The sequence below is a fragment of the Mycobacterium fragae genome (genome assembly GCF_002102185.1).
Lineage (GTDB): Bacteria > Actinomycetota > Actinomycetes > Mycobacteriales > Mycobacteriaceae > Mycobacterium > Mycobacterium fragae.
Genome location: NZ_LQOW01000024.1, coordinates 266,549 through 287,375, shown reverse-complemented (window position 1 = coordinate 287,375; position 20,827 = coordinate 266,549). Strand labels below are relative to the sequence as shown.

The 20,827-nt window shown below is 66.0% G+C and carries 22 protein-coding genes; 14 read left to right on the top strand and 8 right to left on the bottom strand.

What is annotated here, in order from left to right:
- The first annotated feature begins 6 nt into the window (after positions 1-6).
- Positions 7-852: a hypothetical protein gene (locus tag AWC06_RS12420; protein WP_085197724.1), complete on the top strand. Its 846-nt coding sequence runs from the start codon at positions 7-9 to the stop codon at positions 850-852.
- On the opposite strand, the gene AWC06_RS12415 is transcribed toward AWC06_RS12420, so the two are convergent.
- The 3 genes from AWC06_RS12415 to AWC06_RS12405 all read right to left on the bottom strand — a co-directional run bounded on the left by AWC06_RS12415 (position 849) and on the right by AWC06_RS12405 (position 3,084).
- Positions 849-1,544: an anti-sigma factor gene (locus tag AWC06_RS12415; protein ID WP_085197722.1), complete on the bottom strand. Its 696-nt coding sequence runs from the start codon at positions 1,542-1,544 to the stop codon at positions 849-851. The two genes, AWC06_RS12420 and AWC06_RS12415, sit on opposite strands and share 4 nt — an antisense overlap.
- Positions 1,541-2,101: an ECF RNA polymerase sigma factor SigK gene (gene sigK / locus AWC06_RS12410; RefSeq protein ID WP_085197720.1), complete on the bottom strand. Its 561-nt coding sequence runs from the start codon at positions 2,099-2,101 to the stop codon at positions 1,541-1,543. The genes AWC06_RS12415 and sigK overlap by 4 nt, the downstream gene beginning before the upstream one ends.
- 86 nt (positions 2,102-2,187) lie before the next feature.
- Entirely contained in the window at positions 2,188-3,084 is an 897-nt protein-coding gene (locus AWC06_RS12405; RefSeq protein ID WP_085197718.1) for a crotonase/enoyl-CoA hydratase family protein, read from the bottom strand.
- 105 nt (positions 3,085-3,189) lie between these two features.
- Here AWC06_RS12405 and AWC06_RS12400 point away from each other — a divergent pair, with 105 nt between their 5' ends.
- Positions 3,190-4,509, top strand: coding sequence for an NAD(P)/FAD-dependent oxidoreductase (locus tag AWC06_RS12400; RefSeq protein WP_085197716.1), 1,320 nt, complete (start codon positions 3,190-3,192; stop codon positions 4,507-4,509).
- Positions 4,510-4,512: 3 nt separating this feature from the next.
- On the opposite strand, the gene AWC06_RS12395 is transcribed toward AWC06_RS12400, so the two are convergent.
- Positions 4,513-5,178, bottom strand: a complete 666-nt coding sequence (locus tag AWC06_RS12395; RefSeq protein ID WP_211281957.1) for a class I SAM-dependent methyltransferase — start codon at positions 5,176-5,178, stop codon at positions 4,513-4,515.
- A 105-nt stretch (positions 5,179-5,283) separates the two neighbouring features.
- Here AWC06_RS12395 and AWC06_RS12390 point away from each other — a divergent pair, with 105 nt between their 5' ends.
- The 3 genes from AWC06_RS12390 to AWC06_RS12380 are packed head-to-tail and all read left to right on the top strand — an operon-like array spanning position 5,284 to position 8,262.
- Entirely contained in the window at positions 5,284-5,700 is a 417-nt protein-coding gene (locus AWC06_RS12390) for a MarR family winged helix-turn-helix transcriptional regulator (RefSeq protein ID WP_169715341.1), read from the top strand.
- A 32-nt stretch (positions 5,701-5,732) separates the two neighbouring features.
- Positions 5,733-7,040: a sensor histidine kinase gene (locus tag AWC06_RS12385; protein WP_085198097.1), complete on the top strand. Its 1,308-nt coding sequence runs from the start codon at positions 5,733-5,735 to the stop codon at positions 7,038-7,040.
- A 16-nt stretch (positions 7,041-7,056) separates the two neighbouring features.
- Entirely contained in the window at positions 7,057-8,262 is a 1,206-nt protein-coding gene (locus AWC06_RS12380) for an FAD-dependent oxidoreductase (protein ID WP_085197712.1), read from the top strand.
- On the opposite strand, the gene AWC06_RS12375 is transcribed toward AWC06_RS12380, so the two are convergent.
- Both AWC06_RS12375 and AWC06_RS12370 read right to left on the bottom strand, forming a co-directional pair.
- Entirely contained in the window at positions 8,259-10,253 is a 1,995-nt protein-coding gene (locus AWC06_RS12375; RefSeq protein WP_085197710.1) for a prolyl oligopeptidase family serine peptidase, read from the bottom strand. The two genes, AWC06_RS12380 and AWC06_RS12375, sit on opposite strands and share 4 nt — an antisense overlap.
- Positions 10,253-11,092: a class I SAM-dependent methyltransferase gene (locus AWC06_RS12370; protein WP_085197708.1), complete on the bottom strand. Its 840-nt coding sequence runs from the start codon at positions 11,090-11,092 to the stop codon at positions 10,253-10,255. The genes AWC06_RS12375 and AWC06_RS12370 overlap by 1 nt, the downstream gene beginning before the upstream one ends.
- Positions 11,093-11,173: 81 nt before the next feature.
- On the opposite strand from AWC06_RS12370, the gene adh reads away from it, so the two are divergent.
- The 7 genes from adh to AWC06_RS12335 all read left to right on the top strand — a co-directional run bounded on the left by adh (position 11,174) and on the right by AWC06_RS12335 (position 16,413).
- Positions 11,174-12,697, top strand: a complete 1,524-nt coding sequence (adh, locus tag AWC06_RS12365) for an aldehyde dehydrogenase (protein WP_085197706.1) — start codon at positions 11,174-11,176, stop codon at positions 12,695-12,697.
- Positions 12,697-13,185 (top strand): DUF779 domain-containing protein, encoded by a 489-nt coding sequence (locus AWC06_RS12360; RefSeq protein ID WP_085197704.1) that lies wholly within the window; start codon positions 12,697-12,699, stop codon positions 13,183-13,185. Before adh ends, AWC06_RS12360 begins: the two co-directional genes overlap by 1 nt.
- Positions 13,186-13,214: 29 nt before the next feature.
- Entirely contained in the window at positions 13,215-13,493 is a 279-nt protein-coding gene (locus tag AWC06_RS12355) for a putative holin (protein ID WP_085197702.1), read from the top strand.
- A gap of 10 nt (positions 13,494-13,503) precedes the next feature.
- Positions 13,504-13,953: a hypothetical protein gene (locus tag AWC06_RS12350; RefSeq protein ID WP_085197700.1), complete on the top strand. Its 450-nt coding sequence runs from the start codon at positions 13,504-13,506 to the stop codon at positions 13,951-13,953.
- A 65-nt stretch (positions 13,954-14,018) separates the two neighbouring features.
- Positions 14,019-14,711, top strand: coding sequence for an ArsR/SmtB family transcription factor (locus AWC06_RS12345; RefSeq protein WP_211281956.1), 693 nt, complete (start codon positions 14,019-14,021; stop codon positions 14,709-14,711).
- Positions 14,712-14,729: 18 nt separating this feature from the next.
- A complete protein-coding gene (gene lpdA, locus AWC06_RS12340; RefSeq protein ID WP_085198090.1) occupies positions 14,730-16,136 on the top strand; it encodes a dihydrolipoyl dehydrogenase in 1,407 nt (468 codons plus the stop codon).
- 4 nt (positions 16,137-16,140) lie between these two features.
- On the top strand, positions 16,141-16,413 hold the full coding sequence (locus AWC06_RS12335) for a hypothetical protein (protein WP_227371081.1): 273 nt from the start codon (positions 16,141-16,143) through the stop codon (positions 16,411-16,413).
- On the opposite strand, the gene AWC06_RS12330 is transcribed toward AWC06_RS12335, so the two are convergent.
- Both AWC06_RS12330 and ramB read right to left on the bottom strand, forming a co-directional pair.
- Entirely contained in the window at positions 16,404-16,946 is a 543-nt protein-coding gene (locus AWC06_RS12330) for a carboxymuconolactone decarboxylase family protein (RefSeq protein ID WP_085197698.1), read from the bottom strand. The genes AWC06_RS12335 and AWC06_RS12330 overlap by 10 nt on opposite strands.
- A complete protein-coding gene (gene ramB, locus AWC06_RS12325; RefSeq protein WP_085197696.1) occupies positions 16,943-18,358 on the bottom strand; it encodes an acetate metabolism transcriptional regulator RamB in 1,416 nt (471 codons plus the stop codon). Before ramB ends, AWC06_RS12330 begins: the two co-directional genes overlap by 4 nt.
- Positions 18,359-18,489: 131 nt before the next feature.
- Here ramB and AWC06_RS12320 point away from each other — a divergent pair, with 131 nt between their 5' ends.
- Both AWC06_RS12320 and aceA read left to right on the top strand, forming a co-directional pair.
- A complete protein-coding gene (locus AWC06_RS12320; RefSeq protein WP_085197695.1) occupies positions 18,490-19,287 on the top strand; it encodes an acyl-[acyl-carrier-protein] thioesterase in 798 nt (265 codons plus the stop codon).
- Between the two features lie 252 nt (positions 19,288-19,539).
- Entirely contained in the window at positions 19,540-20,826 is a 1,287-nt protein-coding gene (gene aceA, locus AWC06_RS12315; protein ID WP_085197693.1) for an isocitrate lyase, read from the top strand.
- Position 20,827 lies beyond the last annotated feature (1 nt).

The window sequence follows — 20,827 nt, the reverse complement described above, 5'->3', positions numbered from 1 at the left end:
GACCGCGTGCGATTCGCGGTGACAGTGCTGTTGTGGCTGTTCACCACCCTGGCGCTGGCCATCGCGGTGCCGACGGCGTGGGCGCAGAAGAACATCATCGACGCCGACGGCTACGCGGCGCTGGCCCAGAAAGCCGCGAGCGATCCAACGCTGCAGGCCGCTGTGGCATCCGAACTCTCCACGCGGGCAATGGCTCTCATTCACCAGCGCGGCTATGCGATCCAACCGGCAGAGGTACACGCTGTGGCCACCCGCTATACCGCCGGCCCGAGCTTTCCGCCGCAGTTCGCCGACGCCAACCGGCTGGCGCACAGCTGGATGTTCACCGGCGCCGACGCGCAGTCCGACGGTGACCAGTGGGTCATCGATCTGACAAAGATGCTCAACGACAGCGCGTTTGCGCCGATGCTGGCGAAGTTCGACGTCCGGGTGCCGGCGAAGGTGACAGTGCCGGTTACGGTGTCCACACCAAAGGTGTTGCAGCCGGGGAAGTTACGACCGCTGGCGACGTGGGGTCCATGGGTGAGCATCGGCGCGGCGGTCCTGACCAGGTTGTGCGCGCTGCTGACCTTGGCCGCCGCGCGTAGCCGCGGCCGGGCGCTGACTGCCCTGGGCGTCTCGGCGCTGCTGGTCGGCGCCGCCGGGTGGGCGGCGATCGAAGTGGCCCGCCGCCGGATCAACCACGCGCTCAACCACACCACCGGTGACATCCGACGCATCGCCGACGTTATGGTCGGCGACGCCGAAAGCAGCCTGCACCAATGGCTCAACCTCACCCTGGCCGCGGGCGGCGCGTTGGTGGTGTTCGGTGTGTTCGTCGCGGCGCTGGGCAGCCTGCGTGCCAAGGACTAGGTCAACGGCAACTTGGCCAGGATGGTGCCGGTCGGCTGAGGCGAGCCGTTGCCGGGTTCGACGGTGAACGCAAGCGCACTGGAACTCCCGAGGTTCGGCAGCACCTCGGTGGTCGACGGCCTTACGGCGGTGGCGTTCATCGTGCCCGCCGACTGCGGGGCCTTGTCGCTCAGCAGCCACATCTGATAGACGGTGCCCGACGACGGCGGGGGCACGTTGTTCATCACCAGTACACCGGCGTTGCGGTCGCGGGAGAACATCACCGTCGCCGTCCCGCCGGCCAGCTGGCCGGATACCGTCCGCACGTCCGGCGCTGCCATGATCTGCTCGGCGACCGTCGGTGTGGTCGACGGTCGCATCGCGATCCCGACGCCGAAGGCGGCCAACCCCACCACGATTGCCGCTGCTGCGGCCAATACAGTTGCGCGCCAACGGGAGCGACGGCCAGCTTCGGTCTGCACCGCGGCCAGCACCGCGGCGCGCAGATGCGTCGGGGGCTCGGCGGCTGTGGCCGCCGAGACGGCAGTCATGGTCTCCTGCACGGCGCGCACCTCGTCGCGGAAGGCTGCCGCGAGCGGGGCCGGCGCCGCCGCGACCTGCCGGTCGATGGCGGCCCGTTCGGCGTCGGACACCGCGTGCAGCGCATACGGCGCGGCCAGCTCGAGCAGCTCGAATTCGGTCGGGTCGGTCATGGCACACCCAGGCAGTTGCGGAGCGCGCGCAAGGCGTCGCGCATCCGGGATTTGATCGTCGACAAATTGGCCGCCAACCGCTGCGACACTTCGGCGTAGGTCAGCCCGCCGTAGTAGGCCATTTCGATGCATTGCCGCTGCGCGTCGGTGAGCCCGCCCAGGCACTCGACGACCCGGCGGCGCTCATCCCCGGCGATCGCCGAGTCGGCGACCACATCACTGGATGACTCGACGTTGGCTGCGCCGTAACGAGATTCGCGTTGGCTGGCCGCTTGCTCTGCACGCACCCGGTCGACCGCACGCCGGTGCGCCATCGTCATCAGCCAGGACAGCGCCGAGCCCTTGGCCGACTCGTAAGCGTCCGCGGTTCGCCACACCTCCAGGTAGACCTCCTGGGTGGTCTCTTCGCTGTAGCCCGCGTCGCGGAGCACTCGGACTATCAACCCGTAAACCCGGGCGCGGGTCTGGTCGTAGAACGCGGCGAACGCATCGGCGTCACGGCGCGCCACCCGGCGCAGCAATGCGTCGAGGTCGCTGCCCAGCCGCGATCCGGTCATCGGTCGGTAGCCTAGTCGCTCTGCAGCGAATGCCTGTTGCACATCAGGTATTCGGACCCGACGGCCGCGCGGACGGCGTCGGCGGGCTACGGCGTGATGATGTGCGACGGGTCGGGCCGAAGCTCCGGCGGCGCCTGGCTGTAGTCGCCGAACGGCCCGTCGCGGCGCTCGACGGCGGCCCGCACCCCTTCGGTGGCGGCGGTCTTGATGAAGTCGAGCGCATCGGGCGTGTTGCGCATCAGGCCGTCAAGAATCCCGCCGAGCATCTGGGTGGTCGCCAGGCCCATGTTCTCGTAAGCCTGGTTGACGATCAGTTTCTGAGCCCGCAACTGCGACAAGGGAATTCGCGCCAGCTCGGCGGCTATCTCGGCGACGCGGGCCTCCAGCCGCTCGAATGGCACCGCCTCGTTGATCAACTCGACCTCGGCGGCCTGCACCCCGGTCAGTGGCCGGCCGGTCAGCGAGTGCCATTTGACCTTCGCCAGGCTGAGCCGATACAGCCACATGCCGGTCAGGTAGGCGCCCCACATCCGGCTGTACGGAGTGCCGATCACGGCGTCCTCGCTGGCGATCACCAGGTCGGCGCACAGCGCGTAATCGCTTGCCCCGCCCACACACCAGCCGTGCACCTGCGCGATCACCGGCTTGGAGGCGCGCCAGATTGCCATGAACTTCTGCGTCGGCCCGGTTTCCCGGGCGGTGACCATCGCGAAATCCTTGCCCGGATCCCAGTGCCCGTCGGTCATCATGGCCTCACTCCAGTGCTGAAAGCCGCCGCCGAAGTCATATCCGCCGGAGAAGGCCCGCCCCGCGCCGCGCAACACGATCACTTTGACGTCCGGGTCGCGTTCGGCGGACCCGATGGCGGCCTCGATCTCGTCGGGCATCGGCGGAACGATCGTGTTGAGCTGCTCGGGGCGATTCAGCGTGATGGTGGCGACTGGGCCGGCCGTCGTATACAGCAGCGTCTCGAATTCAGGCATAGCCGAAGCGAAGTCGCTGCCGGACCGAGGTGTCAAGACACGGTGTCCTTACTGTTACCTTAAAATCCTTACAATTCTCTTAATCTCTGTGTAGGGTGAGCTGGCATGGCTGACCGCTTCGATGTGGCGATCGTCGGTGCACGATGTGCCGGATCCCCCTTGGCGACGATGCTGGCGCGGCAGGGCTTGAGCGTCTGCTTGCTCGACCGGGCGCATTTTCCGTCCGAGACCCCGTCGACGCACATGATCCAGCCGTGCGGCGTTCAGATGCTGGACCGGCTGGGCGTGCTCGACGGGATTCTTGCCGCCGGTGCTGCACCGCTCGACCGGCTCACGTTGGTCAACGACGACGTTCGGATCGACGCGACGGTCGATGCGACAGCTCAGCACCCCGCGCTTTGCATTCGGCGCGTGACGTTGGATGCGCTGCTGGTCGACGCCGCCGGTGCGGCCGGTGCGGAAGTGCGCACCGGTTCGCGGGTCACGCAGCTGATCACCGACGACGGTCGGGTAACCGGTGTCCAGACTTCCTCGGGACCTGTTCACGCCGGCTTGGTGGTGGGTGCAGACGGCCGCCACTCGACGGTCGCTTCGTGCCTGGGCACGCGCGAGTATCACGTCACATCTCCGGGAAAGCTTTACGCCTGGGCGTATTTCGAGGGCGTCGGCAACAGGAACGGGCATGCGCGGTTGGGTCGCCAAGGCGCGGTGGGCTTCCTGTCCGGTCCCACCGACGGCGATCTGTACATGGCGGCAGTCGGGATAGACATGGCCGACCAAGCTCGATTTCACGCCGACCGCGACACCCACTTCGCCGCTGCGATCCGGATGTGGCCGGAGTTGGCGGATCTGCTTGCCGGCGCGCGGCGTGTAGGCCCGATCCGGGTGGTCGCCAACTGGCATGGCTATTTCCGGCAGTCCGCCGGGCCCGGATGGGTGTTGGTCGGCGACGCTGGGCACTTCAAGGATCCGGCGCTCGGGCAAGGCATCGCCGACGCGTTGCGCCAGACCGAAAAGCTCGCGACGGCCATCGTCGACGGACTCGGCAACAGTAACCTCGATACGTCCATGCAGCGGTGGTGGCGATGGCGCGACCGCGACGCCTACGAAATGTACTGGTACGCACGCAATGCGGGAGCGCCGGGCGTCACGTCTGCGTTGATCACCCAAACGTTGCGCGATATCGCCGCCGATCCCGACGCCACCCGGATGTTTCTTCAGATCTTGAACCACGACGTACGCCCGTCGCAGTTGTTTACGCCGGCAAGGCTCGCCCGCGCCGCGGCACGGGTATTCCGGCATGAACCCGGCCGAATAGTGGCTACCGTCAAGGAGATCGTCAGCGCAGGAAGACAAAACGCGCGGCAAGGACGGCAAAGACGGCTGCGGCCGCCGGGTATGACCGATGTTGCCTGGCAGGCGTGAACTTCACTTGCGGAGCCAGAGTTCGACGCCAATCTCGTCGTTGCGAACTTCCTTTTCCCGGAAGGGGATATCGGTGAGCATTCGCTCGAATTGCGCTCGCGTATAGGCCCGCCTGAGCAGCAGGAGGCGAAATGTGGCGAGGGTCATCCAGCGTTCGAAGGTACTCAGGCCCACTGTGCGGAAGTACCTTCTGATTGCGGACATGGGCACGTCCTTGCGCAAGTCGAGGATCACCGCCGTGCCGCCGGGCCGCAACACGCGATACATCTCCTGAAGTGCTCGACGCGGCTCGGAGAAGTTCTTGAACGCGGCACTGCACGCAAGAAGATCGAAGCTCTCGTCCGGGAAGGGCATCGCCGAGACGTTGCCCTGCCGGAAGTCGGCCTCGACGCCGGCCTCCGCCGCATTCTTACGCGCCAGCTCCACCATCGTCTGGCTGATGTCGAGACCGGTGACCCGAAAAGCTCCGCCCTTAGCCATCTCGATCGTGACGTAGCCGGGGCCCGGCGCCACCTCCAGCATGTCGCCGCCCTGCGGCAGCACCGCGCGCAGTCGCGTGGCCAGCGTGCGGAAGCGCTCCATGTCCTTGCGGGTGCTCTTGTCATACCAGCGCGCGATGGCGCCTTCCATCCCGATTCCCCTGTACCCTTTGGTCGTCGCGGCCGCCATGCGAGGGACTCCTTAGCTGAAATATATCTTAGTTAGTAAGTTAGTTAGAGAGTAGGCGAACTGAAGGCGATGTCAAGCTCGAATCACGCCGGGTTGCGTGAGGCCGTGATCCGCTGCCTCAGGCAGTTCATCGCGGGGAGCATTCTTAACAACCAGCAGATCGCCGACCGGTTGGGCTTGCGGCTCACCGACGTACAGTGCATCAACGTGCTCGACCTGTTGGGACCGTCGACACCTGGCGAGCTGGCTCGCTGCACCGGGCTTACCACAGGCGGCGTCACCGTGATGCTCGACCGACTGGAGAAAGGCGGCTATGTAAAGCGGCAGCCCAACCCGCGCGACCGGCGAAGTGTTCTGGTGCGCTTGAATCCTGCGAAGTTGAAGAAGATCCGTGCTTTTTACGGAGAGATCGAGCGGCGGATGGAGATCCTGCTGGATGGAATACCAGAATCCGAGCTGCGCTCAGTCGTGAACCTGTTCTCGAAAATGAACGAGTTCCCGATGGAACCTGGAGCTGAATAGTGGAACCGGGCAATCGCGTGTATCGCCTGCTGATGCGGATGCTCTCGCTGCGAACCATTGTCGTGATCGGTGCGCTGTCGGTGATCGCTGTGGTCCTGACGCTCGGTGCATGGGTGTGGTTCGGCGTCACCAATGATCAGCACAGTCAGCTGGACCGACGGCTGGACTCGGTGAGCAGCCTGGGCGATATCAGCACGCTGCTGAGCAACCCAGACCAGCCCACAGCCAATGGCGATCTGGTGCGTACGGCACGGATCGGCCCCGTGACGGTATCGGTGCCCAGCAACATCGTGCTGCCCGAGCTCGCCAACGGCTTCGCCAATACGACGATCAACGGCGTCGAGTACCGGGTCCGCACCTTCACCGCCGGCCACGCCTCGATTGCGCTCGGCGCGCCGTTGGCCGAAGCCCAGCGTCGAATCAACGAACTTCATCTGCGGGTGCTGTTGATCTGCGGCAGCGTCATCGTCGGCACGGTGCTGGCCGCCTGGGTCATTTCGCTGGTCATGGTCAACCCCTTCCGGTTGCTCGCCCAGCAGGCGCGGGCCATCAACGCCCAGTCCAACCCGGATGAGGTTCAGGTCCGCGGCGTGCAAGAGGCGGTGGAAATCGCCGAGGCGGTCGAGGGAATGCTGGCCCGCATCGGTAACGAACAACAGCGCACCAAGGCCGCATTGGAGTCGGCGCGCGACTTCGCCGCCGTCGCCTCCCATGAGCTGCGGACCCCGATGACGGCCATGCGCACCAACCTCGAGGTGCTGTCCACCCTCGAGCTGCCCGCCGAGCAGCGCAAGGAAGTGATCGGCGACGTCATGCGCACCCAAAGCCGGATCGAAGCCACGCTGAGCGCGCTGGAACGGCTGGCGCAAAGCGAACTGACCACCGTCGATGATTTCGTTCCCTTCGACATCACCGAGCTGTTGGACCGCGCCGCACACGATGCGCTTCGCGTCTACGCAGGCGTGAACGTGTCGTTGGTGCCATCGCCCACTGTGCTGATGGTGGGCCTGCCGGTGGGGCTGCGGCTGGTGGTCGACAACGCGATCGCCAACGCCGTCAAGCACGGTGTCGCCACCGAAATCCTGCTCAGCGCAACCAGTTCCGCCTACGGCGTGGATCTGGTCGTCGACGACAACGGCAGCGGGGTCCCGGAGGACGAACGCGTCGCGGTCTTCGAGCGGTTCTCCCGCGGGTCGACGGCCTCGCGCTCCGGCTCGGGGCTTGGGTTGGCGCTGGTCGCCCAGCAGGCCGAACTACACGGCGGCACCGCCTCGTTGGGGGAAAGTCCGCTAGGTGGCGCGCGGCTGGTGCTGCGCCTGCCCGGTACCCACGAGAACTAGCGGCTAGTGTCGGGTCATGACGCGAGTGCTTCAGACCCAAGTCTGTGTGGCCGGTGGCGGTCCCGCCGGCCTGGTCCATGCTCTGCTGCTTGCCCGTGCCGGGATCCAGGTTGTCGTTTTGGAGAAGCACAATGACTTCCTGCGCGACTTCCGCGGCGACACGGTGCATCCGACCACCCTGCGAATCATGGACGAGCTGGGGCTGATCGATGAATTCCTGCGTCTGCCCCACACGAAGATCAACCGTGTTGCCTTCGATACCGACGGCTCACTTCGAACGTTCGGCAACTTCAAGGTGCTCAAGTGGCTGCGCTTCAAGGAGCCGTATATCGCCTTGATGCCGCAGTGGGACTTTCTGGACTTCCTCGCCGAAAAGGCCTCTGCCTATCCGGAATTCACTTTGATCCGTAACGCTGAGGTCAAGGAGCTTGTCTTCGACGGCGATCGGGTGGCGGGTGTGCGCACGCCGGAACTGGAGGTGCGTGCGGACTTGGTGGTAGGCGCCGACGGGCGAGCGTCGGCGGTGCGGGCTGCCGCGGGACTGGAGACCGCCACTGCGCACTCCCCGATGGACGTGTTGTGGTTCCGGCTGAAGTGGCGCCCCGGCGATCCCGAAGAGCTCTTCGCAATCATCCGTAAGGGCCTGCTCATGGCCATGATCTATCGGGGCGACTACTGGCAGGTCGCGCATCTGATGCCCAAGGGGGCCGATCCCCGGGACGGCTCGCTGGAGGCGTTCAAGGAGCGGCTGGTCTCGGCGCGGCCGGAACTGCGTGAACACGTCGATGATCTGCGTTCCTGGGACGACACCAGCCATCTCGACGTGCGGGTGGACCGGCTCAAGACGTGGTGGCGTACCGGCTTGCTGTGCATCGGCGACGCCGCGCATGCCATGTCACCGGCGGGTGGGGTGGGCATCAACCTCGCTGTGGCCGACGCGGTGGCTGCAGCCAACATCCTCTGCGCCCCGCTGCGGGAAGGTCGATTAACCAACGCCGATCTCGCCAACGTGCAGCGCCGACGCGAGCTACCTACCCGGATCATCCAGGCCGGTCAGGTGTTCATCCAGAACAGGGCGGTCGCCCCCAATTTGACCGGTGACCTGTCCCCGATCCGTATCCCGAAGATCGTCGGCCGGGGCCCGCTGCAGTTCATTCCGCCGATTGTCGTCGGGCGGGGCTTTCGCCCTGAGCATGTACGCACCCCCGACGTACACGCTTAGCCGCCCAGCATCCGGTGCAGGAACGCGAAACTCAGCGCCGACTTGAACGCGATCTGCGCGTTGTCGGCGGCGCCGGCATGTCCGCCCTCGATGTTCTCGTAGTACCAGACCCGATGCCCGGCGGCTTCCAGGGCCGCGGTCATCTTGCGGGCATGCCCGGGATGCACGCGATCGTCCCGGGTCGACGTGGTGAGCAGCACCGGCGGGTAACGCACATCCGCTGAAATATTGTGATACGGCGAGTATTCGGAGATGAACTCCCAGTCGGCGGGATCATCGGGATCGCCGTACTCGGCCACCCAGGACGCGCCCGCCAGCAGCAGATGGAACCGGCGCATGTCCAGCAGCGGCACCTGGCAGACCAGTGCGCCGAACAGCTGCGGGTAGCGGGTCAGCATGATACCCATCAGCAGGCCCCCGTTGCTGCCGCCGATCGCGCCCAGCTGCGGCACGGTGGTAATGCCGCGGTCCACCAAATCCATTGCCACCGCGGCGAAGTCTTCGGCGACCAGGTGCCGGCCGGCGCGCATCGCCTGGGTGTGCCAGCGCGGCCCGTACTCGCCGCCACCGCGGATATTGGCCAGCGCATAGGTGCCGCCGCGCGCCAGCCACAACCGGCCCAGCAACCCGTCGTAACCGGGGGTGCGGGACACCTCGAAACCGCCGTAGCCGCCCAGCAGCGTCGCCCCGGTGGCATTCGGTGGGCGCACCACGAAGTAGGGGATCGAGGTGCCGTCCTTCGACGTGGCGAAATATTGTGCGACGGTGATGTTTTCGGCGTCGAAGAACGCCGGCGCGGACTTGATCTGGTGCAGCGGCCCGTCCGCGGCCCCGTGCAGCAGCCGCGACGGTGTGTCGAATCCGCTGGAATCAAGGAAGATCTCGTCGCCGGCGTCATCGGTGGCGACGATGACCGTGTTGGTGTTGGCCGGTACGTCGGTGATCGGTTGACGCTGCCAGCTGCCCGGGGTGACGATCTCGACGCGGCTGGCCACGTCGGCCAGCGTGACGACGACCAGCCGGTCACGCGTCCAGGCGTACTGATGCAGGCTGGTGTGCTCGTCGGGCTCGAACACCACGCGCAACTGTGCTGCGCCGCCAAGGAACTCGTCGTAGTCGGCGGCCAACAGCGACCCCGCGGCATACGAAGCGCCGCCGGTGGACCAGTCGGTGCGCAGCTCGATCAGCAGCCATTGCCGATGCGCCGACACCGTCGCGTCGGTGGGGGCCTCGATGCGGACCAGCTCGTGGCCGCGCAGTTCGTAGACCTCGTCGTTGAAGAAGTCGACGGCGCGCCGCAGCAGCGTGCGCTCGAAACCGGGCGTGCGGTCTGCGGACGCCACCGCGACCACGTCGCCGGCCGAGCCGGCGAAGACTGTCACCGCGTCGGCCAGCGGCGTTCCCCGGCGCCACCGCTTGACTATCCGCGGGTAGCCGGACTCGGTCAGCGAGTCGGCGCCGAAGTCGGTGCCGATCAGCAGAGTGTCCGGATCGGCCCAGCTGTAGTACGACTTGGCCTCCGGCAGCGCGAACCCGCCGTCGACGAATTCACGTGTGCCCATGTCGAATTCACGCATGATGGCCGCATCGGAGCCGCCTCGGGAGAGCCCGATCAGGGCGCGCGTGTAGTCGGGCTCGATGACGTTGGCGCCCGCCCATACCCAGGACTCGTCGTCGGCGCGACTCAGCGCGTCGACGTCGATCAGCACGTCCCAGTCGGGGCTTTCGGCGCGGTAGCTGTCCAGTGTGGTGCGCCGCCACAGCCCGCGCGGGTTGTCGGCGTCGCGCCAGAAGTTGTAGAGGTAGTCGCCGCGGCGGCGCACGTAGGGGATTCGGGTATCGGTGTCCAGCACCTCGAGCGCCTCGGCGCGCATTGCCTCGAAGTCGTCGCCGCCAAACTCCGCCACCGTCGGCTCATTGCGGGCGCGCACCCAGTTCAGCGCCTCGTCGCCGGTGACGTCCTCCAGCCACAGATACGGGTCGTCGGGCATCAGGAGACCCTGGTGGCGACGGCCATCCAGGGGAGTTCCAGCGCCCCGTCGCGTTCAAAGGGCGCGAGCGAAGGATCGAGGGTGTCGCGAATGGCCGTGACCTGGTCGCGGTCTAGCGAGCCGACCAGTTCTGCCACGGGTCCTGCGACAGCAGTGTTGTAGGCCCAGTAGTCGTCGGGTCCGTCGAAACGCATTGTGCCGGTGAGCTCTTCGACAATGACATCCGCGAAGCTGCCAGCCGCGAGGGCGCGATTGCTTTCCGGCGTGGCGAGCGAGAAGAGACCACCCGGAGCGAAGGCGTCACCCGGCGGTGGGAGGCCATTCTGGAGCAGCGCCAACACGAGCTGGAAAATCCACGGGTTGCGGTCGGGCGGTCCCCACGTCGCGTACGCGCACCGGCCGCCCTGCCGCAGCACCCGTCGGATCTCTGCGATTGCTCGCTGCTGCTCAGGCATGAGCATCAGCCCGAAACGCGAAATGACCCCGTCGACACTGCTGTCGGGCAGGTCGATCTGCTGCGCGTCGAGAACGCGGTACTCGATATTGTCGAGCCCCAGCTCGCCGCCCCTCCGGCGGGCCGCTTCCACCATCGCAGGGGCGAAGTCGCTCAGGATGAGGTGGCCGGTCGAACCGAGTAAGGCGGCGGCGAGAAAGCCGGTCTCGCCAGGACCCGCCGCCAGCTCCAACATGGTCTGACCCGGCTGCGGGTCGACCTGCTCGACGAGCCACTCCGACACCGACCGCACGCTTTCGAAGAGCCGGTCTCGATACCTGTCCCAGGCCGGCGCAACCGCGCTCCAGTGACGCAGGGCCTCCTCGGTCGAATTGATCTCGGGCATCCTCACCTCCGGGCCTGACTCTACGGCTGGCGCCAGCGGTAGTGTGAGTTGTGTCACGCAAAGTAACGAGGAGCTGATTCGATGACCGTCTACGCACGTCCGGGGTCGGCGGGGGCGCTGATGTCGTATGAGTCCCGGTACGAGAACTTCATTGGGGGCGAGTGGGTGGCGCCCGCGCACGGCCGGTATTTCGAGAACCCGACGCCGGTGACCGGGCAGACGTACTGCGAGGTGGCGCGCTCCGACGAGGCCGACATCGACAAGGCGCTCGACGCCGCGCATGCCGCCGCACCGGCGTGGGGCAAGACCGCCCCTGCCGAGCGGGCCGTGATCCTCAACAAGATCGCCGACCGCATCGAGCAGAACCTGGAGTCGCTGGCACTGGCCGAAGCCTGGGACAACGGCAAACCGATCCGCGAGGCGCTCAACGCAGATCTCCCTTTGGCGGTGGACCATTTCCGGTATTTCGCCGGCGCGATCCGCGCCCAGGAGGGGTCGCTGTCGCAGATCGACGAGGACACCGTCGCCTACCACTTCCACGAGCCGTTGGGCGTTGTCGGGCAGATCATTCCGTGGAACTTCCCGATCCTGATGGCCACCTGGAAGCTGGCGCCGGCGTTGGCCGCCGGCAACGCGGCGGTGCTCAAGCCCGCCGAGCAGACCCCGGTGTCGGTGCTGTACCTGATGAGCCTGATCGGTGACCTGCTGCCGGCCGGAGTGGTCAACGTAGTCAACGGATTCGGCGCCGAGGCCGGCAAGCCGCTGGCGTCGAGCAACCGCATCGCCAAGGTCGCGTTCACCGGGGAGACCACCACCGGGCGGCTGATCATGCAGTACGCGTCGCAGAACCTGATCCCGGTCACCCTGGAACTCGGTGGCAAGAGCCCCAACATCTTCTTCTCCGATGTGATGGCCGCCCACGACGACTTCCAGGACAAGGCGCTGGAGGGGTTCACGATGTTCGCCCTCAACCAGGGCGAGGTGTGCACCTGCCCGTCGCGCAGCCTGATCCAGGCCGACATCTACGACGAGTTCCTGGAACTGGCGGCCATCCGCACCAAGGCGGTGCGCCAGGGCGACCCGCTGGACACCGAGACCATGATCGGCTCGCAGGCCTCCAACGACCAGCTCGAAAAGGTGTTGTCCTACATCGAGATCGGCAAGAGTGAGGGCGCCAAGATCGTCACCGGCGGCGAGCGCGCCGAGCTCGGGGGCGACCTGTCCGGCGGCTACTACGTGCAGCCGACGATCTTCACCGGCAACAACAAGATGCGGATCTTCCAGGAGGAGATCTTCGGGCCGGTCGTGGCCGTCGCGTCGTTCAAGGACTACGACGACGCCATCTCGATCGCCAACGACACCCTCTACGGGCTGGGGGCTGGGGTGTGGAGCCGCGACGGCAACACGGCCTACCGGGCCGGCCGCGACATCCAGGCCGGCCGGGTGTGGGTCAACTGCTATCACGTCTATCCCGCGCACGCGGCGTTCGGCGGGTACAAGCAGTCCGGTATCGGCCGGGAGAACCACAAGATGATGCTCGACCACTACCAGCAGACCAAGAACCTGATGGTGTCCTACAGCAACAAGGCGCTCGGGTTCTTCTGATGATTCCCCGGGTGCTGATCACCGCCGACGCGGCGAAGCTGCTCGGGCAGCTGACCGAGCAGCACGGCCCGGTGATGTTCCATCAATCCGGCGGCTGCTGCGACGGGTCGTCGCCGATGTGTTATCCGCTGGGGGACTTCATCGTCGGCGACCGCGATGTATTGCTCGGCGTGCTCGACGTCGGTGATGGTGTGCCGGTGTGGATTTCGGGGCCGCAGTTCGAGGCGTGGAAGCACACCCAGCTGGTCATCGACGTGGTGCCCGGCCGCGGCGGCGGGTTCAGCCTGGAGGCACCCGAAGGGATGCGGTTTTTGAGCCGCGGGCGGGCGTTCAGCGACGCCGAGAACACCGAGCTGGCGGGCACGCCGGTGATCACCGGCGCCGACTACGCCCGCGGCGAGCGCCCGGCGCAGCGCGCACCGGTGGTCGTCGAAGCAGTGGAAGCTTGCCCGATACCGGCGAGGCACGCCGAGCGCTTGCCACGGTAGACCGCAGTACCGCAGTAAGGTCGTAAGGCGTGATTCCACTGCCGCGGACCTGGCTGCTGACCAGCGCGATGCTGGTCGGAACCGCGGTCGGGCTGGTGGCGGGAACCGCGGCGACGCTGCTGGTTCACGCCCGCGTCCGCCCCGACGTCGTCATCGCGCTGGTGGTCGGAATCCCCAGTGCCATCGGTCTGCTGGTGATTTTGCTGTCCCGACGTCGATGGGTAACGGCGCTGGGCGCGTTCATCTTGGCGTTGTCGCCGGGATGGTTCGGCGTGCTCGCCGTTATCGAGGTGATGACCCCTGCCTGAGGAGGACCGCGTGGACACCTCATCGCTGCCGAAGACCGAGCCGTACACGCCGACCTTCAACACCGGCGCGCACCGCAAACCCGAGCCCGACGAATCCGAACCCCTATCGATCACCGTGCCCGGCCGGTACCACTACGTGAAGTGGTGGCAATTCGTTCTGATGATCCTCGCGGTGTGGGTGCCGGCGGCGGCGATCGGTCCGGGCCTGTTCTATTGGTGGACGCAGGACCACTCACTGCACAAGACCGCGGTTGTCTTCGTTGTCTTCGTCTATGTCGTGGTGTGTACCGTCGCCGGTTTGATGCTGGCGATGGTGCCGGACCGGCCGCTGGTCTCCGCGCTGGGGATCGCGATGATGTCGGCGGTGTTCGCATCCGTTGCCGCGGCCGCCCCGTTCTACGGCGCCTTCTATTGCGACCACACCTCCGGCCCGTGTCTGATGGGCATCATCCCGCACTGACCTGCGTCGACGTGGCCGGGGAAGCTTTGATTCGGGCCCAAATATCGTTGTGAGAGGCTGTCGGGGTGAGCGACGTCTCGACCCCCGAACGCGACTTCGGCTCGGTCGCGAATCTGATCGGGGATCCGGCGCGCGCGGCGATGCTGGCGGCGTTGGCCGACGGGCGGGCGCTGCCCGCGACCGAATTGGCCAGGCGCGCCGACGTGCACCCCGCCACCGCCTCCACGCACCTGCGCCGCCTGGTCGAGGGCGGGTTGATCCGGGTACGGGCTCAAGGCCGGCACCGCTACCACGAGATCGTCAACCCGGAAGTCGCCGCGGTGCTGGAGGCCATCGCCCACGTCGCCCCGGGTGCTCCGGTGCGCTCGCTGGATGAGCCGCGCGCCACCACCGGGCTGGCTGAAGCGCGGACCTGCTACGACCACCTGGCCGGGCGCCGCGGCGTGCAATTGCGCGACCGTCTGCTGGCCACCCGCGCCCTCCGCCGCCTCGACGACCGGGACCACGAGCTCACCGACCGCGGGCAACGCCTGCTCGTCACGCTGGGCATCGAGCTGGCATCGGTGCGGGCGAGCCGACGGGTGTTCGCCCGGTGCTGCGTCGACTGGACCGATCGCCGGTTCCACCTGGCCGGGGCCCTGCCGGCGGCGATCACGTCGGCGTTCATCGCCCGCGGCTGGCTCACCCGGGGGCCGGGCCGCAGCCTTCGCGTCGCCGACGACTACGACGACAACCTTGAGAAATGGCTGGCCACATAACCAACTAGGGTGGGCAACGTGACTTCCCACTATGACGTCGTCGTCCTCGGAGCCGGCCCCGGCGGATATGTGGCGGCCATCCGCGCCGCCCAATTGGGACTCAATACCGCGGTCGTCGAACCCAAATACTGGGGCGGAGTCTGCCTCAACGTCGGTTGCATCCCGTCCAAGTCGTTGCTGCGCAACGCCGAGCTCGCCCACATCTTCACCAAGGAAGCAAAAACCTTCGGCATCAGCGGCGAGGCGACATTCGACTACGGCATCGCATTTGACCGCAGCCGCAAGGTGGCCGAGGGCCGGGTCGCCGGTGTGCATTTCCTGATGAAGAAGAACAAGATCACCGAGATTCACGGCTACGGCAGGTTCACCGACGCCAACACGCTCGACGTGGAGCTCAACGACGGCGGCACTGAAAACCCTGTGACGGTCACGTTCGACAACGCGATCATCGCCACAGGCAGCAGCACCCGGCTGGTCCCGGGCACGTCGCTGAGCCAGAACGTCGTGACGTATGAAGAGCTGATCCTGTCCCGCGAGTTGCCGGAGTCGATCATCATCGCCGGCGCGGGCGCCATCGGCATGGAATTCGGTTATGTCCTGGCCAACTACGGCGTCGACGTGACCATCGTCGAATTCCTGCCGCGGGCCCTGCCCAACGAAGACGCCGAGGTGTCCAAGGAGATCGAAAAGCAGTTCAAGAAGCTCGGTGTCAAGTTGCTCACCGGAACAGAGTGCGCGGGGATTTCCGACGACGGTTCCAAGGTGACGGTCACGGTCAAGAAGAGCGGCGAGTCCCAGGAGCTCAAGACCGATAAAGTCTTGCAGGCCATCGGATTTGCGCCTAACGTCGACGGCTACGGGCTGGACCGGGCCGGGGTGGCGCTGACCGACCGCAAAGCCATCGGCATCGACGACTACATGCGCACCAATGTGAGCCACATCTACGCGATCGGCGATGTCACCGGGTTGCTGCAGCTGGCGCACGTCGCCGAGGCCCAGGGGGTGGTCGCGGCCGAAACCATCGCCGGCGCAGAGACTTTGGCGCTCGGGGACTACCGCATGTTGCCGCGCGCGACGTTCTGCCAACCGCAGGTGGCCAGTTTCGGGCTGACCGAGGAGCAAGCCCGCGACGAGGGCTACGACGTGAAGGTGGCCAAGTTCCCGTTCACCGCCAACGGCAAGGCGCACGGCCTCGGCGATCCCAGCGGTTTCGTCAAGCTGGTTGCCGATGCCAAGCACGGCGAATTGCTGGGCGGACACCTGATCGGCCACGACGTCTCCGAGCTGCTGCCGGAGCTCACGCTGGCCCAGAAGTGGGATCTGACCGCAAATGAGCTGGCGCGCAACGTCCATACTCACCCGACGATGTCGGAGGCGCTGCAGGAGTGCTTCCACGGCCTGACCGGGCACATGATCAACTTCTGACATTGTGCGCACCGAAACCGTGATGGGTGTGGTCGGCGGGGTGATCGCCGGCTATGTCCTGTGGCTGCTGGCGTATTCGATCGGAAAGGCCACCAGCACGTTGAGCGTGTGGGGCCCGGTTGTGCTCGTCCTTTCGGCGGCGCTCACGCTGTGGGCGATGCTATATGGACGGCGGCTGCTGGAGCGGCGCAACTACACGTTGGCGTCGTTTGTGTTTGCGCTGCCGGCCGTTCCGGTTCTGCTGAGTGTGCTGGTGCTGGTCGACAGCTACCTGTGATCCGGGTGGTCCAGCGGAATGTCTAGGGCCGACATCGTTGCGGCCAGACCATCGTATTGCCCTGCCAGCATGCAGAATTCGATCAGCTGACGACGATGTAGGTGACTCGACAGCTGCTGCCAAGTGTCGGCGCTGATCGTCCGGTCGTTGACGAATTCGTCGGTGGCACGCAGTAGCGCCTGCTGCCGGTCGGTGAGCCTGTCGGACGCCTCGGGCCAGGCGAAGATCGCCTGCTGCATCTGCTCGTCGAGTCCGGCACGGCGCGCCAACCAACGGTGGTGCTGCAGTTCGTATTCGCACTGACGCAAGTGCGCCACCCGCAAAATCACGAGTTCGGTGTCTATCCGCGGCAGCCGGCCGCGCAGCAATCTGCTGCTGAATAACAGCCAGGTCCAGAACAACAACTGCCGCTGACCCAGCGTGGTGAACAGATGCATCTCCGGCGCCCGGACCGTGCGCGCACCGGCCTTGGCCAAGACCCAGTTGACCGGCCCCAGCTCGCGGAATCCGCCGGACGGAATCCGCGTGCTCACGGCTGCTTCACCAGATAGGGCGAGACCGTGCTGCGATGCTCGTTGAGGTCGAGTGCGCGGCCCAACGCCGGGAACGCCCGCTGTGGGCAGTTGTCGCGTTCGCAGACCCGGCAGCCCGCGCCGATCGGTGTGGCGTTATCCCCCGACAAGTCCAGTCCTTCCGAGTAGACGAGCCGGTGGGCGTGCCGGAGTTCGCAGCCCAGCCCGATCGCGAAGGTTTTACCGGGCTGACCATACCGTGATGCCCGTCGCTCAACGGTGCGGGCCACCCACATGTAGTTCCGCCCGTCGGGCATCTGGGCGATCTGCACGAGAATCTTGCCGGGATTGGCGAAGGTCTCGTAGACGTTCCACAGCGGGCAGGTGCCGCCGCTGGACGAGAAATGAAAACCGGTGGCGGACTGGCGTTTTGACATGTTCCCGGCCCGGTCGACACGGATGAACGAAAACGGCACGCCCCGCATCGACGGCCGCTGCAACGTGGAGAGCCGGTGCCCGATGGTTTCGTAGCTCACCGAGTAGAACGCCGAGAGCCGCTCGATGTCGTAGCGGAAGTTTTCGGCCATGTCGTGGAACTGCCGATACGGCAGAACCGCGGCGGCGGCGAAGTAGTTGGCCAGCCCCAGCCGGGCCAGGGTGCGCGACTCGTCAGAAGTGAACTTGCCCTCGGTGACCATGCGGTCGATCAGCTCGCCGAATTCCAGATACGCCAGTTCGGCGGCCATCTTGAACACCTGCTGACCCGACGAGAGGTGAGTGCTGATCTCCAGCGTCTTGGTTTCCGGGTCGTAGCGGTGCAACACGGTGTCACCGAGGTCGATGCGTTTGTTGATGTGTACGCCATGCACCTCGGTGAGGCGCCGGGCGATCTCCCCGGCCAAATCGCCGCGATGCAGCCGCATGCGGGTGGTCAGGTCCTCGGCGGCGGTGTCCAGCTCGTGCAGGTAGTTCTGGCGCTGGTAGAAGTAGTCGCGCACCTCCTCGTGCGGCATCGTGAGCAGGCCCGTGCCGCTGCCGTCGGAGTAGCGCTCCTCGGTGGCGGCGGCCAACTGGGCGGTGGTGAGCCGGTAGCGGCGATGCAGGTTGACCATGGCGCGGGCCAGCTTCGGGTGAGCGTTGACCATTTCGGCGACCTCGGGCAGGTCGACGTCGATGTCCAGGTCGCGGTCCATGGTCACCTCCCGCAGCTCGGCGACCAGCCGGGTGTCGTCTTGGGAGGCGAAGAACGTCGCATCGACGCCGAAGACCTCGGTGATCCGCAGTAGCACGGCCACCGTCAGCGGGCGGACGTCGTGCTCGATCTGGTTGAGGTAGCTCGGTGAGATCTCCAGCATCTGCGCCAGCGCGGCCTGGCTGAATCCGCGCTCGCTGCGCAGCTGCCGAACACGGGACCCGACGAACGTTTTGGGCACCCGGCCAGCGTACCCGTGTTGCGAAGGACAGGTTCGCAGAGTTGGCATGGCGTGCTCGATTGGCGCCTCGGCAAGCTCTTTTGGCATGATCCCCCCGGGGGCGGGTGGATCAACAACCGGGGAGTGGAGTCGTGAGCCTGGACAAGACAATGATGCCGGTGCCTGACGGCCACCCCGACGTCTTCGATCGGGAATGGCCGCTGCGGGTGGCGGACATCGACCGCGAAGGCCGGCTGCGTTTCGATGCGGCCACCCGCCACATCCAGGACATCGGCCAGGATCACTTGCGCGAGTTGGGGTTTGAAGAGACCCATCCGCTCTGGATTGTCCGGCGCACGATGATCGATCTGATCCGCCCGGTTGAATTCCAGGACATGCTGCGGATGCGCCGGTGGTGTTCGGGCACGTCGAACCGGTGGTGTGAGATGCGGGTGCGCATAGATGGGAAGCGCGGGCGCGGCCTAGTCGAGTCCGAGGCCTTCTGGATCAACATCAACAGGGAGACTCAGGGCCCGGCGCGGATCGCCGACGACTTCATCGAGGGCCTGCGACGCACGACGAATGTCGACCGGCTGCGGTGGAAGGCGTATTTGACCGCCGGTGATCGCGAGGACGCCACGGAAATCCACGAATTCCCGGTCCGAGTCACCGACATCGACCTGTTCGACCACATGAACAACTCCGTCTACTGGAGCGTGATCGAGGACTATCTGGCGGCGCACCCGGAAATCATGAAGGTGCCGCTGCGGGTGACCATCGAGCACGACGCCCCGGTGGCGCTGGGCGACAAGCTGGAGATCATCTCGCACATCCACCCGCCCGGCTCCACCGACCAATTCGGTCCTGGCCTGGCCGATCGCACTGTTACAACGCTCACATATGCCGTCGGCAACGAGACCAAGGCGGTCGCGTCGATCTTCGAGCTATAGCAAAACTGTAGCCTCCGCAAACACCCCTGCTGACCTGCGCAATTGGGTTACCGTCGGGTAACTTCTGAACCGGTTCAGCTGCGGCCTAACTTCGCAGACTTTGCAAAATCGGGCTAACCCATAGCCAAACTTGGCAAGTGAAACGGCTGGACCTGCGCAGCTAAGCTGTGCCATGGTCGGATTAGCAGACCAGTGAAGTTGCTGCGGGGTTGGCAAGATCCGCGGCGACGAAGAATTTGAAGGAGCACCTGAATGTCGACCGTCGGCACGCCGAAAAGCGCTGAGCAAATCCAGCATGACTGGGACACCAACCCGCGGTGGAAGGACGTCACCCGCACCTACACCGCCGAGGACGTGGTGGCTTTGCAGGGCAGCGTGGTCGAGGAGAACACGCTGGCTCGCCGCGGCGCCGAGGTGCTGTGGGAGCAGCTGCACGACCTGGAGTACATCAACGCGCTGGGCGCGCTGACCGGCAACATGGCGGTCCAGCAGGTGCGCGCCGGCCTGAAGGCCATCTACCTGTCCGGTTGGCAGGTTGCCGGTGACGCGAACCTGTCCGGCCACACCTACCCGGACCAGAGCCTGTATCCGGCCAACTCGGTGCCGCAGGTGGTGCGCCGGATCAACAACGCGCTGCTGCGGGCCGACCAGATCGCCAAGGTCGAGGGCGACACCTCGGTGAAGAACTGGCTGGCGCCGATCGTCGCCGATGGCGAGGCCGGCTTCGGCGGGGCGCTCAACGTCTTCGAATTGCAGAAGGCGATGATCGCGGCCGGTGTTGCCGGCTCGCACTGGGAGGACCAGCTGGCGTCGGAGAAGAAGTGCGGCCACCTGGGCGGCAAGGTGCTGATCCCGACCCAGCAGCACATCCGCACGCTGACCTCGGCCCGGTTGGCCGCCGACGTGTGCGACGTGCCGACCGTCGTCATCGCGCGCACCGATGCGGAGGCCGCGACGTTGATCACCTCCGACGTCGACGAGCGCGACCAGCCGTTCATCACCGGCGAGCGGACCAAGGAAGGCTTCTACCGGGTCAAGAACGGCCTCGAGCCGTGCATCGCGCGGGCCAAGGCCTACGCGCCGTACGCCGACCTGATCTGGATGGAGACCGGCACGCCCGACCTCGAGCTGGCCCGGAAGTTCTCTGAGGCGGTGAAGGCCTCCTACCCCGACCAGATGCTGGCGTACAACTGCTCGCCGTCGTTCAACTGGAAGAAGCATCTCGACGACGCGACCATCGCCAAGTTCCAAAAAGAGCTTGCCTCAATGGGATTCAAGTTCCAGTTCATCACGCTGGCCGGCTTCCACGCGCTGAACTACTCGATGTTCGACCTGGCCTACGGCTATGCCCGCAACCAGATGAGCGCCTACGTGGAGCTGCAGGAGCGCGAGTTCGCGGCCGAGGAGCGCGGTTACACCGCGACCAAGCACCAGCGCGAGGTCGGCGCCGGTTACTTCGACCGCATCGCGACCACCGTGGACCCGACATCGTCGACGACCGCTCTGACCGGCTCGACCGAAGAGGGCCAGTTCCACTGAT